This is a genomic window from Bradyrhizobium sp. 139 (assembly GCF_023074175.1).
GTDB lineage: Bacteria > Pseudomonadota > Alphaproteobacteria > Rhizobiales > Xanthobacteraceae > Bradyrhizobium.
In genome coordinates this window covers 1-13,167 of the sequence record NZ_JADPKS010000049.1, presented here as the reverse complement: position 1 = coordinate 13,167, position 13,167 = coordinate 1, and the positions used below count along the sequence as shown (strand labels likewise).

The following is a 13,167-nucleotide window of genomic DNA, read 5'->3' as shown; positions in this document are numbered from 1 at the left end:
CTTGCCTTCCAACCAAGCCGCGCGACGCGCGCCACAAATAGCGCCGTAGCTAGCGCGGCTTGGCTGGAAGGCTGCCCGGGGCCCGTTACCCCATCTACACGACAAATAGAAATGGCCGGGCGCGAGCCCGGCCATTTCGATTCGGTCGATATGTCCGCCTCAGTACAGCGGGAAATTCTGCGGATAGCCGCCGACATCGGACGGCGGGCTCAGCGGCTGGCGATCGATCGGGCGGTTGAGGTTTTCGCGGGCGAAGGACGGATAGCCGACGGCCGGCGGGAATGCGTAGTCGGAGAACTTGCGGTCGCCCGGATTGACCTCGGTGCCGCCGTCGAGCCAGGAGCGCTTGCTCACATAGAGGCGGGTGCGGCCCTGCTGATAGATCGCGTTGGGGCCGCTCGGGCCGTAATAGGGACGGCCGTTGTCATAACGCTGCTTCTTGGTGTCGGCCGAGGCTGGTGTCGCGAGGACCGAGGACATGGCAACCACGGCGCCGGCCGCAAGCCACATCGCCAGTTTGTTCGCGGCAGAGAAATTCGAGCTCATCACGTCCCCTTCAGGCGGCAAGCCGCCAATCGATTTCACCCCCATACTAGCTCGGCCGGGGCGGCCGCAACTAGGTCTATTGGGTCACACCAGGGCGGAATAATCGTGCGCGCCGGCAAAAGTTGCATCAATACCAGCCACTTGAGCTTGATACGGGTCAAAGCGCTCCGCGCAATTGCGCGTTCGCGGCGCCCAGCAGCCAGTCCGACGAACCTTGGGGAGCGCAGGCGCGGCGCTTCAGCTCCGCATGGGCGAACAATTCCGCCAGCTTCGGCTCGTTGCCCGAGGCCAGCAGCGTCAGCCGATTCAGCGTGCAGGCGATCGCCGCGCGCCGGGCGGGCAGGGTGTCGCCCTGGCAGGAGAAGCCGGAGATCTGGAGCGCCGGCTCCTCGCTGCGCTTGAGATAGCCCAGGCACGCCCGCGCGCCCTCCGCCGTGCCGGCTAGCCGGAACAGGGCGACGGGACCGAATTTCGTGTCGATCAGGCCGGCCTGTTCGAGCGGGGTTGCCTCGGCCAGGCCCATGTGGACCGCCAGGTCGGCGGTCGCCGGGCGGGCCACGTCGAATTCACCGCCTTCCCGGTAAATCTCGAGCTCCGCCAGAGGCCTGTCCGCCTCGCCGGTCCACCGCATCACGTCCCTGCGGCCGCCCTCAGGATGCCTGAGGACGGTGTAAGAGGCTGTTTTTTCTGATGAATCGAGCCGGCTGAGGGCAAAGGCCGGAGGCGAGCGATCGGCCACGATCCAGCCCGGCTTCTCCATGGGCTCGTCGTCGCGCAGATCAGGCAGCTGGCCGAGCGCCGCAAGGGCGAGGATGGCAAACAGGGCGAGCGCCCCCACATAGGCGAACAGGCGCGCCAGCGTGGCGACGACTTCGTCGGCGAAGGCTGCAAGCGCCAGATGGATCTGGGTGGGGGTTGCGGCCGTGCTGGCCTCAGGCGACTGCATCCACAGCCTTCAGGCATGGTCCAACGTTGTCTTGAGGCAGGTTCTCGCATAGAAGCGCTGCTCTTCCTGTTTAAGCGTCAGCTTCAGGAACGGGCTTTTTCATCGGAGAGTGAACGATGGGTTACAAAGTCGCAATCGTCGGCGCGACCGGCAATGTCGGACGGGAAATGCTCAACATTCTGGATGAGCGCAAATTCCCCGCGGACGAGGTCGTGGCCCTGGCGTCACGCCGCAGCGTCGGCGTCGAGGTCTCCTATGGCGACCGCACCCTCAAGTGCAAGGCGCTCGAGCATTACGATTTCTCCGACGTCGACATCTGCCTGATGTCGGCGGGCGGCGAGGTGTCGAAGGAATGGTCGCCGAAGATCGGCGCCGCCGGCACCGTCGTGATCGACAATTCCTCCGCCTGGCGCATGGATCCGGACGTGCCGCTGATCGTGCCCGAGGTGAACGCGGACGCAGCCGCCGGCTTCAAGGCGAAGAACATCATCGCCAACCCGAACTGCTCGACCGCGCAGCTCGTGGTCGCGCTCAAGCCGCTGCACGACAAGGCGACCATCAAGCGCGTCGTGGTCTCGACCTATCAATCGGTGTCGGGCGCCGGCAAGGACGCGATGGACGAATTGTTCTCGCAGACCAAGGCCGTCTACACCAATCAGGAGCTGGTCAGTAAGAAGTTTCCCAAGCGCATCGCCTTCAACGTCATCCCCCACATCGACGTCTTCATGGAGGACGGCTACACCAAGGAAGAGTGGAAGATGATGATGGAGACCAAGAAGATGCTTGATCCCAAGATCAAGCTTTCCGCGACCTGCGTGCGCGTGCCTGTTTTCGTCGGCCATTCCGAGGCCGTCAACATCGAGTTCGAGAACCCGATCACCGCCGACGAAGCGCGCGACATCCTGCGCAAGGCGCCCGGCTGTCTCGTCATCGACAAGCATGAGCCCGGCGGCTACGCCACGCCGTATGAAGCGGCCGGCGAGGACGCCACCTATATCAGCCGCATCCGCGAGGACGCGACGGTGGAGAACGGTCTGGTTCTCTGGTGCGTGTCCGACAATCTTCGCAAGGGTGCTGCATTGAACGCGATCCAGATCGCGGAAGTCCTGATCAACCGCAAGCTGATCAGCGCGAAGAAAAAGGCAGCGTAAGCGCGGGATCTCGTAGGGTGGGCAAAGGCGCGCCCTTCGCGCGCCGTGCCCACCATCTTTCCAGGATGACGAAAGAAGTCGTGGGCACGCTTCGCTTTGCCCACCCTAGGAAGGGCGACTTCAAGCCACGCTTCGCACGCTCTTGAATTCCTTGCTCGCCTTGTCCAGCACGAACAGCGATCCCTCCGCGACGCCGAAATAGGCGCCGTGCGTCTGCATCTGGCCTGAGTCCACCGCCTTCTGCACGAACGGAAACGTCATCAGGTTTTCCAGGCTGCGGAACACCGCGGCCTTCTCGATGCGCTCGACGAATTGCGCCATGGTCTCGTGGTCGCGCTGCTCGACGACTTCGCCCGGCTTGATGAACATCTGCATCCATTTGCCGATGAAATCGCCGGGGGTGAGCGGCTCGATCTTGTCGACGAAGGCACGGATGCCGCCGCATTGCGCGTGGCCGAGCACCACGATGTGCTTCACCTTCAGCACCGTCACGGCATATTCCAGCGCGGCCGAGACGCCATGCGCGTTGCCGTCGGGCTGATACACCGGCACCAGATTGGCGATGTTGCGGACCACGAACAATTCGCCCGGGCCGACGTCGAAGATCACCTCGGGCGAGACGCGGCTGTCGCAGCAGCCGATCACCATCACTTCAGGGAACTGCCCCTTCACCGACAGCTCGCGATAGCGGCTCTGCTCGGTCGGCAGCCGCTGGGTGGCGAAGGCCTGATAGCCTTCCAGCAAATGCTTCGGGAATGTGACCATGGCCTATGCCTAACCATAGACCAGAGGGGCGAACAAGCCTTTCGAATAGGCATGCCAGGTGCTATCGGCTTCGGTCAGAATAGATTTGAGGAAAGGAACGCTTGCATGACCCGCCCGCGCCGCAGCCATCTGTTCATGCCCGGCTCCAACCCTCGCGCGCTGGAAAAGGCTCGCATTCTCGCTGCCGACGGCCTGATCCTCGATCTGGAAGACTCGGTCGCCCCCGATGCCAAGGCGGTGGCGCGTGACGGCATCGCCGCCGCGATCGCAACCAAGGGGTTCGGCAAGCGCGAGATTCTGATCCGTACCAACGGCCTCGACTCACCCTGGTGGGCCGACGATGTCGCGATGGCCGCGAAGGCTTCGCCGGATGGAATTCTGGTTCCAAAAGTTTCAAGTATCGAAGACCTCCAGACGGTCGGTGCACGTCTTGCTGAGCTCGGTGCGGCGCCGACGGTGAAAGTCTGGGCCATGATCGAAACCGCGCGCGCGGTGCTGCATGCCGAGGAGCTGGCCGCCGCCGGGCGCGATCCATCGAGGCGCCTCTCCGGCTTCGTGTTCGGCCCGAACGACATCTCGCGCGAGACGCGCATCAAGATGCTGCCGGGCCGCGCCGCGATGATCCCGATGATCACCCACTGCATCCTGGCAACGCGCGCCCACGGCCTCGAGATTCTCGACGGGCCCTATAGCGACATCGCCAACCCCGACGGCTTCGCCACCGAATGCGCGCAGGGCCGCGACCTCGGTTTTGACGGCAAGACGCTGATCCACCCCTCGCAGATCGAAGCCTGCAACGCGATCTTCACCCCGCCGGAAGAGGAGGTCGCGCGCGCGCGCAAGATCATCGCGGCGTTCGAGCTGCCGGAGAACGTTTCGCGCGGCGCGATCAGGCTGGATGGTGCGATGGTCGAGCGCCTGCACGCCGACATGGCCCGCCGTACGATCGAGATCGCAGACGCGATCGCGGCGATGGGGAAGGGCTGAGGGCTAGGGCGCGTACCGCATCAGCTAATCGCGGTATCGGCAGAACTCGTCCCCGTTTTCGTATTCGAGACAGGTCTTTACGCGAGGGCGAGGCCGGACTTCGTGGTAATAGCGGCCTTCGCTCCGATTTGCAGAGCCATATCCGGGGCCGCGATCCATATCATCATCGTCGCGCCGCCAATTTCGTCCCGTGGTCTGATGATCCTCATCCCGGTCCATCATGCGTTCCATCTGGCGCTGACGCATGCGGTCCATGTCCATGCGGTCCTCGCCACGCTGCCGCGTCGTCCAATCTCGATTGATCCGCGTGTCTTCGGCGCTGCGGCGGTCTCGGTCGCGGGATTGCTCCGACTGCTGAGGTGTGCGGCCCGGCTGAGTTGGGGTGTTTTGGGTTTGGGACTGGCCCGACTGTTGAGGGGTGCGATCAGGGCCAGCTTGGCTGGAAGATTGATTCGTATCCGGCGTCGTCTGCTGAGCAGACGCGGTGACGGGAACGAAGCCAGAGAGCAGGAATAGGAGGGTTGCTAAGTCTGAACGGCGCATGATCTCACCTCGCGAGCTTGCTCTCTAACCGCGTGGCTCAGCTTTTGTTCTCAGTCATCATCGCCTTTCGGTGCTTAGCCTAGGCGAAGCGTCAGGGTCGGTGACCTTGCTGCGTCAACAAGCCCGGGCATGACGGCGACGACCTCTTGCCGATGCTCAAATGCGATTGCCGTGGCGGCAGGGTGAGAGGGGTTACGCAAACGGCTCCGCCGCCCACGCATACAGGCTGCCAGGAATTGGCTTCTCGCCGCCGCGGCCTTTTGGCGAGATGTGCAGGCCGATGATGTCGGGGGCGGTGATGAGGCCGAGATAGCTCGACGGATCGAAGAACAGTTTTGGCTCAGCGTGGACGGCGAGAACGACTGCTTCGGCAATGCGCAGTTCAACTCGCCGGTGCGGCGCGCGAGCGCGGTGAGCGCCGCCGGCCCAAAGATCGCGACGCGGATGTCGGAGAGGCGGTTCGAACCGTCGCGCAGGCGGCGCACCGCAAACGTGACGCGATGGCGCAGCGACAGCCAGTCCGGCGTGAGCTCCTCCTGCTCCATCAGCTCCTCGAACGCGGCGACGATGCCGTGCTCGGCCGGCAGATAGATCACGGAATTGCCGAGCTGACGTGGCCGCTCCCAGGCGAAGTAGGGTTTTGCGGGATCGACCTCGACGGGCTTCAGCAGCAGCACATCGGCGTCGAGCCACAGGCCGAGGCCCTTTGCCATCAGCTTCATGCGGAAGAAGTCGCTGAACTGGAGCGTGGTCCAGTCGCGCCAGCCGCCGTCCGGCTGCGGCGGCCGCAATCGTTCGGAGAACGCATGCGGCAGGATCGCCTCCGCCTCCGCATTGCCGACGCCTGCGCGCAGGGCCGCGATCTCGGCTTCGACGGCAAGACGCTGATCCATCCGTCGCAGATCGAGGCCTGCAACGCGATCGTCACACCGCCCGAAGAGGAAGTCGCACGCGCGCGAAAGATCATCGCGGCGTTCGACCTGCCGGAGAACGTCTCGCGCGGCGCGATCCGGCTCGATGGCGCCATGGTGGAGCGTCTGCACGCCGACATGGCGCGCCGCACGATCGAGATCGCGGACGCGATCGCAGCGATGAACAAGCCGTAGTTCAGCCTCCTCGCTCGGCGCTTCCATACGATAGGCGCGGGTCTCTCGGGAACCGACGCAGTCATCGGCCGTTGCTTTGCATCGAGCGGCTGGGACAATCGGAGTCCGCCTTGACGCGGGCAATTGCCTCATGCGCATTTGGCAAGGAAGTTCGCCGGCCTTCACCTTCGTATTCACCATGGGCATCGTCAATCTGTTCGGCGATGTCACCTATGAGGGCGGCGGCAGCATCAATGGTCCGTTCATGGCTACGCTGGGGGCGAGCGCCGCCGTGGTCAGCATCACCGCCGGCGCGGGAGAGTTTCTTGGCTATGCGCTGCGGCCGTTCTCCGGATACCTTGCCGACAAGAGCGGGCGCTACTGGCTCATCACCTTCATTGGCTACGGCATCAACCTGATTGCGGTGCCTGCGATGGCAGTTGCAGGAAACTGGCAGGTCGCCGCTCTGCTGGTGCTGGCCGAGCGTATCGGGCGCGCGATCCGCAAGCCGACGGTCGAGGCGATGATTTCGTACACGACCGGCGAACTCGGCAAGGGGTGGGTTTACGGTCTCAACACCGCGCTCGACGAGGTCGGCGCTACGATCGGACCGCTCATGATTGCCGCCGTCCTTTTCTGGAATGGCAGCTACCAGCTGGGCTATCTGCTGCTGCTGATTCCGGCGTTGTTTGCATTCCTGTCGCTCGCTGTGGCGCGCGCCGGCTTTCCCGTGCCTTCGAAGCTCGAGCAGGGTCAGACCGCTTCGGCCGGTGATTTCTCGCCTGCCTTCTGGGGCTACATGATCGCAGGCGCACTCTTTGCTGCCGGTCTTATGAGCTTTGAGCTGATCTCGTATCATTTCGATCGAACGCACGTCGTGACCGGGCAGTGGATACCTGTCTTCCTCGCGATCTCCACCGGATGCGGAGTCCTCGTCAGTCTTGCTTTCGGGAAGCTGTTCGATCGCTTCGGGCTGCCGGTCCTGCTCGTTGCAGTTCTGCTGTCGGCGACGTTCTCGCCCTTTGTGTTCTTCGGCGGCTTCGGCACGGCGCTTGTGGGCATCGTATTGTGGGGAATCGGCTACGCCACTCAGGACACGCTGCTCAAGGCGCTGGTTGCGACCGTCCTGCCGGAAGGCAGGCGCAACCTTGCCTTCGGTCTGTTCTATGGAGGTTATGGCGTTGGCTGGTTGATCGGCAGTGTCGTGACAGGTCTGCTCTATGAGCACTCGATTCTGGCGCTCGTCATCTTCGCAATCGCCGCGCAGCTTGCATCTTTGCCGATATTCGTCCTTGCCAGCCGCTTACAGCGTTAGGGCAGCAGGCACAGGAACCCAGCAATGCGCAGGGCAGATTCAGTGCGCCGTGGGTCACCCGATCGAGCGTTTCCAACGTCGACGCATTGGCACAGCAGCCCTGATAGTTGCCGCGCTGGATCAAATTAGGTGTTCAGCCGAACCGCTCCGCTGCCCATGCATATAGGCTGCCCGGAATCGGCTTCTCGCCGCCGCGTCCTTTCGGCGAGATGTGCAGGCCGATGATATCAGGGTCGGTGACGAGCCCGAGATAGCTCGAGGGATCGAAGAACAGCCGTGGCTCGGCATGCACGGCATAGAACGATTGCTTCGGTAGCGCGCAGCTCAGCTCGCCGGTGCGGCGGGCGAGTGCGGTCAGGGCCGCCGGCCCGAAGATCGCGACGCGAATGTCGGAGAGCCGGTGCGAGCCGCCGCGCAGGCGGCGCATCGCAAAGGTGATGCGATGGCGCAGCGACAGCCAGTCCGGCGTCAGCTCCTCCTGCTCCATCAGCTCCTCGAACGCGGCGACGATGCCGTGCTCGGCCGGCAGATAGATCACGGAGTTGCCGAGCTGCCGCGGCCGCTCCCAGGCGAAGTAGGGTTTTGCCGGATCGATCTCGGCGGGCTTGAGCAGCAGCACGTCGGCATCGAGCCAGAGACCAAGGCCCTTCGCCATCAGCTTCATGCGGAAGAAGTCGCTGAACTGAAGCGTGGTCCAGTCGCGCCAGCTTCCATCCGGCTGCGGCGGCCGCAATCGTTCGGAGAACGCGTGCGGCAGGATCGCTTCGGCGTCCGCATTGCCGACACCCGCGGGCAGGCCGGGAATGGTGTCGAAGCTGTAGACCGTGACCTTGTGGCCGGCCGCAAGCTGCGAGCGCAGACAGGTCTGGCGCAGTGCGTCCATCGGGCCATGCCAGAAGGTGACGATGTCGGGCAGCATGCGCGAAGCTATAAGGGATATTTTGGGCAAAGAAAAAGCCCCGGCGCTGTCAGCACCGGGGCTCGAAACGGAAATCGATCTCAGGCCCAGGCGCGTTCGCTCTTGAGCTTTTCCTCATAGGTGTCGATCGACGACTTCTTCTCCATCGTCAGGCCGATGTCGTCGAGGCCGTTGATCAGGCAGTGCTTGCGGAACAGGTCGATCTCGAACTTGACCTTGCCGCCGTCAGGGCCGCGGATCTCCTGGTTCGGCAGGTCGATCGTCAGCGTCGCATTGGCGCCGCGCTCGGCGTCGTCGAACAGCTTGTCGAGGTCTTCCTGGCTGACGCGGATCGGCAGAATGCCGTTCTTGAAGCAGTTGTTGTAGAAGATGTCGCCAAACGAGGTCGAGATCACGCAGCGGATGCCGAAGTCGAGCAGAGCCCAGGGCGCATGCTCGCGGCTCGAGCCGCAGCCGAAATTGTCGCCGGCCACCAGCACCTTCGTGTTGCGATAGGCGGGCTGGTTGAGCACGAAATCCGGATTCTCGCTGCCGTCGTCCTTGTAACGCTGCTCGGAGAAGAGCCCCTTGCCAAGGCCGGTGCGCTTGATGGTCTTGAGGTACTGCTTCGGAATGATCATGTCGGTATCGACATTGATGATCTTCAGCGGCGCCGCGACGCCTTCCAGCGTGGTGAACTTGTCCATGGTTGCGCTTTCCCGGAATGGTCGGAGGAACCGGTATTTATCGCGATCGGGGCGCGAATCCTAGGGCGAATTCGGCAGATCTCGTCTGCTCAACCCGGTTCTTGGGCCTCGATCGCGGCCATATCGTCGTCCGAAAGGCCGAAATGGTGGCCGATCTCGTGGATCAGGACGTGGCGGACGATATGGCCGAGGCTTTCATCGTGCTCGGCCCAATAGTCAAGGATCGGCCGGCGGTAGAGCCAGACCATGTTGGGCAACCGCGCCACGTCGCCAAGGCTCTGCTGCGGCAGGCCGACGCCCTGGAACAGGCCGAGCAGGTCGAACTCGCTCTCGCATGCCATCTCGTCCAAAACTTCCTCGGTCGGGAAGTCGTCGACGCGAATGATCACGCCCTCGCAGAGGCCGCGAAATTCCGCCGGGAGGCGCTCGAAGATGTCATGGGCCGTCGCTTCCATCTCAGCCAGCGAGGGCGCTTTCAATTCCGTCCACATGGGCTTTTCATAGCGTGGGTTCCGCGGCGATGCATCCGGCTTTATAGGAGGCTTGCGAAGAGTTGACGTCGCGCGCGAAAACGGGGAGCGTACGGCGCCTCAAGGGGATAGCTCAGGTGAGTGGTGGTGCGATGCGGGCGGGAACAGCAATACTGATTCTACTTTGCATGGGGTTGTTTTCGCAATTTTGCGTTGGCGCGGAAGCCCAGACCGCCGGCGCTGAGGTCCGGATGGCTCAGGCGGCCGCGCCCGACGCCCCGCCGCCGCGCAAGCGGCCCCCGGCGCGCTTGCGCGTCACGCCCTATTACAGCCCGGACGGCGTCTATCCGCGCTACAACCCGGGGCCCGACGCGGTCCGCGAATGCAATGCCACCTATGTGCAGGAATATAGGCCCAGCGGCACCGTGATCGTGCCGCATATGAGCTGCTACTGGCGGCGGGGCTGACGCCGGACTGCATCACGGCGCTGCCGACCGGCGCGGTGGCGGAGGTTGTCATGATGAAATGGATCGGATTGGCTGTCGCTGTTGCGATCGCTGCGGCGCCATGCATGTGCCTTGCCCGGAACGTGGCGAAGCCGGACGCTGCCGCGCCCACAAGCGATGTCGGTGCGGCCCGGCAAGCACGGCAGCATCCGATCGCGCGCCGCTCCGTCCCCTACGAGCCACACTACTACGCGCGGCCTGTCCACTACGGGCCTTATCCCTACGGTGTGCCCGCGCCATTCGTGCTCGGCTTCGGTCCGTGGTGGTGATGCCGCTGCGCTGGTCGTAGCGAATTGCCGGAAACGCCGTTCATTCATGGCGCGTTCACGTCGCTGTCCCTAGCTTAACCTTGTGGGAACGACCATCAATGAACAGCGATGACGCGGGCCGGTTACGAGCGTCGCAACTCCGCTGTCCGGATTCAGGGAGGATTCCATGCTGAGGATCTTGGGTCTCAGGGCCAGCCCGATGCGCTTGCTCGGGCTTGCGGCCGCCGCCACGCTGATGCTGTCGGCCGGGACTGCGCGGCGCGCCGAGGCGATGACTCCGATCAATCCGACGGCGCTGCCGGCGGCGAAGGCCGCCGCCGACGACATGATCACGCAAGTTCGCCATGGCGGCGGCGGACATGGTGGCGGCGGACATGGGGGTGGCTTCCGCGGCGGTGGTGGTTTCCACGGTGGCGGAGGTCATGTCGGCGGCTTCCGCGGCGGCGGATTTCATGGCGGTGGCTTCCGCGCAGCGCCAGCTTTTCACGGTGGCGGCTATCGCTATGGCGGATTTCACCGCTATGGCGGCTATCATCGCTACGGGATCTATCGCCCGCATTACGGCTACCGCCACTTCCATCGGCGCTACTACGGTGGCTACTATCCCTATTACAGCTATCCGCGCCGCTGCCGGGTCATCTGGACCTATTACGGCCCGCGCCGCGTCTGCCGCTGGCATCGCTGGCACCATCCGTACCGCTATTGGTGATGTGAGCTGTGTCGTCATGCCCGCGGCTTGTCCCGGGCATCCACGATCTTTCTGTGCAAGTCTAAGAACGTGGATGGCCGGGACGAGCCCGGCCATGATGGAGAAGGTGGCTCAGAGCCAATCCTTCAGCTTCCACGACGCCGGCTTCCACCGCGTCAGGTTTTCGAGCTTCCACTGCTTGAACATCGCCGGCGGCCAGCGGCTGAGCTTTGAGGTCTCCCCGACCTCGGGCTGGGCGACGATGCGCAAGGGCGTTGCGCGCCGCCGGTGCTGGCGCGTCGCCTCGCCAATCAGATCGACATATTCAGGCTTGTTGGCCATGAGGAGCGTCCTCGCGAACCGTCGCGAGGACGCAGTGTCGGCGTTGCCGATTAACGGCCGTTTGCCGCTTTAGCTCAAATTGCAGAGAACGGCTTACCGCCACTCCCTGACGTCGACGAAGTGACCCGCGATCGCAGCTGCTGCCGCCATGGCCGGCGACACCAGATGCGTGCGGCCCTTGAAACCCTGGCGTCCTTCGAAATTGCGGTTCGAGGTCGAGGCGCAGCGCTCTTCCGGCTTCAGCTTGTCCGGGTTCATGGCGAGGCACATCGAGCAGCCCGGCTCGCGCCATTCGAAGCCGGCCTTGATGAAGATCTTGTCCAGACCTTCGGCTTCCGCCTGCTCCTTCACGATGCCGGAGCCAGGCACGACCATCGCGTTGACGGTTGCCGAGACCTGCTTGCCTTCCGCGATCTTGGCGGCGGCGCGTAAGTCTTCGATGCGGCCGTTGGTGCAGGAGCCGATGAAGATGCGGTCGAGCTTGATGTCGGTGATCTTCGTGCCCGCAGTCAGGCCCATGTACTTCAAGGCGCGGTGCTTGGACAGACGCTTGGCCTCGTCCGCGATCTTGTCCGGATCGGGCACGATGCCGGTCACCGAGATCACGTCTTCGGGCGAGGTGCCCCAGGTCACGATGGGCGGCAGCTTTGCCGCATCGAGGCGCAGCTCGTGGTCGAAATGCGCGCCTTCGTCGGAGCGCAGTTTCTCCCAGTAGCGCATCGCCGCGTCCCATGCCGCGCCCTTCGGCGCTTTGGGGCGGTCACGCAGGAAGTCGTAGGCCTTCTGGTCGGGCGCAACCAGGCCGGCGCGCGCGCCGCCTTCGATCGACATGTTGCAGACCGTCATGCGGCCTTCCATGCTGAGCGCGCGGATCGCATCGCCCGCGTATTCCAGCACGTAGCCGGTGCCGCCGGCAGTGCCGATCTCGCCGATGATCGCGAGGATGATGTCCTTGCCCGTCACGCCGTCCGGCAATTTGCCGTCGACGGTGACGCGCATGTTCTTCGCCTTCTTCTGGATCAGCGTCTGCGTCGCCAGCACATGTTCGACCTCGGAAGTACCGATGCCGTGCGCGAGCGCGCCGAACGCGCCATGCGTCGAGGTGTGGCTGTCACCGCAAACGATGGTGGTGCCGGGCAGCGTGAAACCCTGCTCGGGGCCGATGACGTGGACGATGCCCTGGCGCTTGTCGAACTCGTTGTAATACTCGATGCCGAATTCCTTGGCGTTGTCGGCCAAGGCCTTGATCTGCTCGATGCTCTCCGGATCCGGGTTCGGTTTGGTGCGGTCGGTGGTCGGCACGTTGTGGTCGACGACCGCGAGCGTCTTCTCGGGCGCGTGGACCTTGCGGCCGGTGGCGCGCAGGCCTTCGAACGCCTGCGGCGAGGTCACCTCGTGCACCAGATGGCGATCGATATAGAGCAGGCAGGTGCCGTCCTCGGCCTCGTGCACCAGATGGTCGTTCCAGATCTTGTCGTACAGGGTGGTCGGCTTGGACATGAGCGTCAGCTCCAGGAATGTGTGTGAGCGATGAGCGCGGCTGGCGCGCGGGCAACAAAATCGTCAGCGCAGCTTTTAGGCTGCGCGCGTAAGCTCTGACGTTGCCGAGGTCGCGAAGCGTCCGAAGAACCGGCCGGGCAGCCGCGAGCGATCGTCGATGACGATGCGCTTGACGGGGGCGAGGCTGGTCTGATCTGGAACCATTCTAGAAGCTATATAGCATTCAGCAGTAAAAGCGCGAGAGCATTCCCGCGCCATCATTGCGAGGAGCTCTTGCGACGAAGCGATCCAGAATCCCTCCGCGGAAAGATCATGGATGGCTTCGCGGCGCGCGCAACGACGGTGGAGGCAATCGGCATAGGGGGCGACCTTGTGGGTCGCTCCCCTGCCACACCACCCGGCATGCGGGTCCGCACCGGGCGGTTCGAGAAGTTGAGGTCATGAGAGAC

General features: G+C 63.9%; 15 protein-coding genes and 2 pseudogenes. 7 read left to right on the top strand and 10 right to left on the bottom strand.

What is annotated here, in order from left to right; genetic code table 11:
- Positions 1 to 159 precede the first annotated feature (159 nt).
- Both IVA80_RS12645 and IVA80_RS12640 read right to left on the bottom strand, forming a co-directional pair.
- Entirely contained in the window at positions 160 to 546 is a 387-nt protein-coding gene (locus IVA80_RS12645; protein WP_247429861.1) for a hypothetical protein, read from the bottom strand.
- Between the two features lie 157 nt (positions 547 to 703).
- Positions 704 to 1,492, bottom strand: coding sequence for a hypothetical protein (locus IVA80_RS12640; protein WP_247429858.1), 789 nt, complete (start codon positions 1,490 to 1,492; stop codon positions 704 to 706).
- 116 nt (positions 1,493 to 1,608) lie between these two features.
- On the opposite strand from IVA80_RS12640, the gene IVA80_RS12635 reads away from it, so the two are divergent.
- On the top strand, positions 1,609 to 2,643 hold the full coding sequence (locus IVA80_RS12635; RefSeq protein ID WP_247429856.1) for an aspartate-semialdehyde dehydrogenase: 1,035 nt from the start codon (positions 1,609 to 1,611) through the stop codon (positions 2,641 to 2,643).
- 120 nt (positions 2,644 to 2,763) lie between these two features.
- Here the strand turns inward: IVA80_RS12635 and IVA80_RS12630 are convergent, their stop codons facing one another.
- On the bottom strand, positions 2,764 to 3,408 hold the full coding sequence (locus IVA80_RS12630; RefSeq protein ID WP_247429853.1) for a carbonic anhydrase: 645 nt from the start codon (positions 3,406 to 3,408) through the stop codon (positions 2,764 to 2,766).
- A 105-nt stretch (positions 3,409 to 3,513) separates the two neighbouring features.
- Between IVA80_RS12630 and IVA80_RS12625 the strand changes: the two genes are divergently transcribed.
- A complete protein-coding gene (locus tag IVA80_RS12625; RefSeq protein ID WP_247429851.1) occupies positions 3,514 to 4,395 on the top strand; it encodes a CoA ester lyase in 882 nt (293 codons plus the stop codon).
- A gap of 24 nt (positions 4,396 to 4,419) precedes the next feature.
- Here IVA80_RS12625 and IVA80_RS12620 read toward each other — a convergent pair whose 3' ends face one another.
- On the bottom strand, positions 4,420 to 4,938 hold the full coding sequence (locus IVA80_RS12620) for a hypothetical protein (RefSeq protein WP_247429848.1): 519 nt from the start codon (positions 4,936 to 4,938) through the stop codon (positions 4,420 to 4,422).
- A gap of 192 nt (positions 4,939 to 5,130) precedes the next feature.
- Positions 5,131 to 5,786, bottom strand: a pseudogene (locus tag IVA80_RS12615) (hypothetical protein); the annotation flags it as partial.
- Between IVA80_RS12615 and IVA80_RS12610 the strand changes: the two are divergent.
- Positions 5,784 to 6,044: pseudogene (locus tag IVA80_RS12610) on the top strand (HpcH/HpaI aldolase/citrate lyase family protein); the annotation flags it as partial. The pseudogenes IVA80_RS12615 and IVA80_RS12610 overlap by 3 nt on opposite strands.
- A gap of 178 nt (positions 6,045 to 6,222) precedes the next feature.
- A complete protein-coding gene (locus IVA80_RS12605) occupies positions 6,223 to 7,338 on the top strand; it encodes an MFS transporter (protein ID WP_247429845.1) in 1,116 nt (371 codons plus the stop codon).
- Between the two features lie 133 nt (positions 7,339 to 7,471).
- On the opposite strand, the gene IVA80_RS12600 is transcribed toward IVA80_RS12605, so the two are convergent.
- The 3 genes from IVA80_RS12600 to IVA80_RS12590 all read right to left on the bottom strand — a co-directional run bounded on the left by IVA80_RS12600 (position 7,472) and on the right by IVA80_RS12590 (position 9,434).
- Entirely contained in the window at positions 7,472 to 8,257 is a 786-nt protein-coding gene (locus IVA80_RS12600) for a hypothetical protein (protein ID WP_247429842.1), read from the bottom strand.
- Positions 8,258 to 8,337: 80 nt separating this feature from the next.
- Complete coding sequence (leuD, locus tag IVA80_RS12595) at positions 8,338 to 8,943, bottom strand: 3-isopropylmalate dehydratase small subunit (protein ID WP_247429840.1); 606 nt, start codon at positions 8,941 to 8,943, stop codon at positions 8,338 to 8,340.
- An 89-nt stretch (positions 8,944 to 9,032) separates the two neighbouring features.
- The gene (locus tag IVA80_RS12590; protein WP_247429838.1) at positions 9,033 to 9,434 is read right to left on the bottom strand and encodes a metallopeptidase family protein; all 402 of its coding nucleotides are present in this window, start codon (positions 9,432 to 9,434) and stop codon (positions 9,033 to 9,035) included.
- Between the two features lie 167 nt (positions 9,435 to 9,601).
- On the opposite strand from IVA80_RS12590, the gene IVA80_RS12585 reads away from it, so the two are divergent.
- From IVA80_RS12585 to IVA80_RS12575, 3 genes are all read left to right on the top strand, one after another.
- Positions 9,602 to 9,880 (top strand): hypothetical protein, encoded by a 279-nt coding sequence (locus tag IVA80_RS12585; protein WP_247429836.1) that lies wholly within the window; start codon positions 9,602 to 9,604, stop codon positions 9,878 to 9,880.
- A gap of 50 nt (positions 9,881 to 9,930) precedes the next feature.
- Complete coding sequence (locus IVA80_RS12580; RefSeq protein ID WP_247429834.1) at positions 9,931 to 10,188, top strand: hypothetical protein; 258 nt, start codon at positions 9,931 to 9,933, stop codon at positions 10,186 to 10,188.
- A 166-nt stretch (positions 10,189 to 10,354) separates the two neighbouring features.
- On the top strand, positions 10,355 to 10,897 hold the full coding sequence (locus IVA80_RS12575) for a hypothetical protein (protein ID WP_247429832.1): 543 nt from the start codon (positions 10,355 to 10,357) through the stop codon (positions 10,895 to 10,897).
- A gap of 111 nt (positions 10,898 to 11,008) precedes the next feature.
- Here the strand turns inward: IVA80_RS12575 and IVA80_RS12570 are convergent, their stop codons facing one another.
- Positions 11,009 to 11,218, bottom strand: coding sequence for a hypothetical protein (locus tag IVA80_RS12570; RefSeq protein ID WP_247429830.1), 210 nt, complete (start codon positions 11,216 to 11,218; stop codon positions 11,009 to 11,011).
- Positions 11,219 to 11,311: 93 nt separating this feature from the next.
- Positions 11,312 to 12,718 (bottom strand): 3-isopropylmalate dehydratase large subunit, encoded by a 1,407-nt coding sequence (gene leuC, locus IVA80_RS12565; protein WP_247429828.1) that lies wholly within the window; start codon positions 12,716 to 12,718, stop codon positions 11,312 to 11,314.
- Positions 12,719 to 13,167 lie beyond the last annotated feature (449 nt).

What these genes read in the sequence shown, in the direction of transcription:
- IVA80_RS12645 (WP_247429861.1), bottom strand. Translation starts at nt 546, where the DNA reads ATGAGCTCGAATTTCTCTGCCGCGAACAAACTGGCGATGTGGCTTGCG.
- IVA80_RS12630 (WP_247429853.1), bottom strand. Translation starts at nt 3,408, where the DNA reads ATGGTCACATTCCCGAAGCATTTGCTGGAAGGCTATCAGGCCTTCGCC.
- IVA80_RS12605 (WP_247429845.1), top strand. Translation starts at nt 6,223, where the DNA reads ATGGGCATCGTCAATCTGTTCGGCGATGTCACCTATGAGGGCGGCGGC.
- IVA80_RS12575 (WP_247429832.1), top strand. Translation starts at nt 10,355, where the DNA reads ATGCTGAGGATCTTGGGTCTCAGGGCCAGCCCGATGCGCTTGCTCGGG.
- leuC (WP_247429828.1), bottom strand. Translation starts at nt 12,718, where the DNA reads ATGTCCAAGCCGACCACCCTGTACGACAAGATCTGGAACGACCATCTG.
- IVA80_RS12570 (WP_247429830.1), bottom strand. Translation starts at nt 11,218, where the DNA reads ATGGCCAACAAGCCTGAATATGTCGATCTGATTGGCGAGGCGACGCGC.
- IVA80_RS12625 (WP_247429851.1), top strand. Translation starts at nt 3,514, where the DNA reads ATGACCCGCCCGCGCCGCAGCCATCTGTTCATGCCCGGCTCCAACCCT.
- IVA80_RS12600 (WP_247429842.1), bottom strand. Translation starts at nt 8,257, where the DNA reads ATGCTGCCCGACATCGTCACCTTCTGGCATGGCCCGATGGACGCACTG.
- IVA80_RS12590 (WP_247429838.1), bottom strand. Translation starts at nt 9,434, where the DNA reads ATGTGGACGGAATTGAAAGCGCCCTCGCTGGCTGAGATGGAAGCGACG.
- leuD (WP_247429840.1), bottom strand. Translation starts at nt 8,943, where the DNA reads ATGGACAAGTTCACCACGCTGGAAGGCGTCGCGGCGCCGCTGAAGATC.
- IVA80_RS12580 (WP_247429834.1), top strand. Translation starts at nt 9,931, where the DNA reads ATGATGAAATGGATCGGATTGGCTGTCGCTGTTGCGATCGCTGCGGCG.
- IVA80_RS12585 (WP_247429836.1), top strand. Translation starts at nt 9,602, where the DNA reads ATGGGGTTGTTTTCGCAATTTTGCGTTGGCGCGGAAGCCCAGACCGCC.
- IVA80_RS12635 (WP_247429856.1), top strand. Translation starts at nt 1,609, where the DNA reads ATGGGTTACAAAGTCGCAATCGTCGGCGCGACCGGCAATGTCGGACGG.
- IVA80_RS12620 (WP_247429848.1), bottom strand. Translation starts at nt 4,938, where the DNA reads ATGCGCCGTTCAGACTTAGCAACCCTCCTATTCCTGCTCTCTGGCTTC.
- IVA80_RS12640 (WP_247429858.1), bottom strand. Translation starts at nt 1,492, where the DNA reads ATGCAGTCGCCTGAGGCCAGCACGGCCGCAACCCCCACCCAGATCCAT.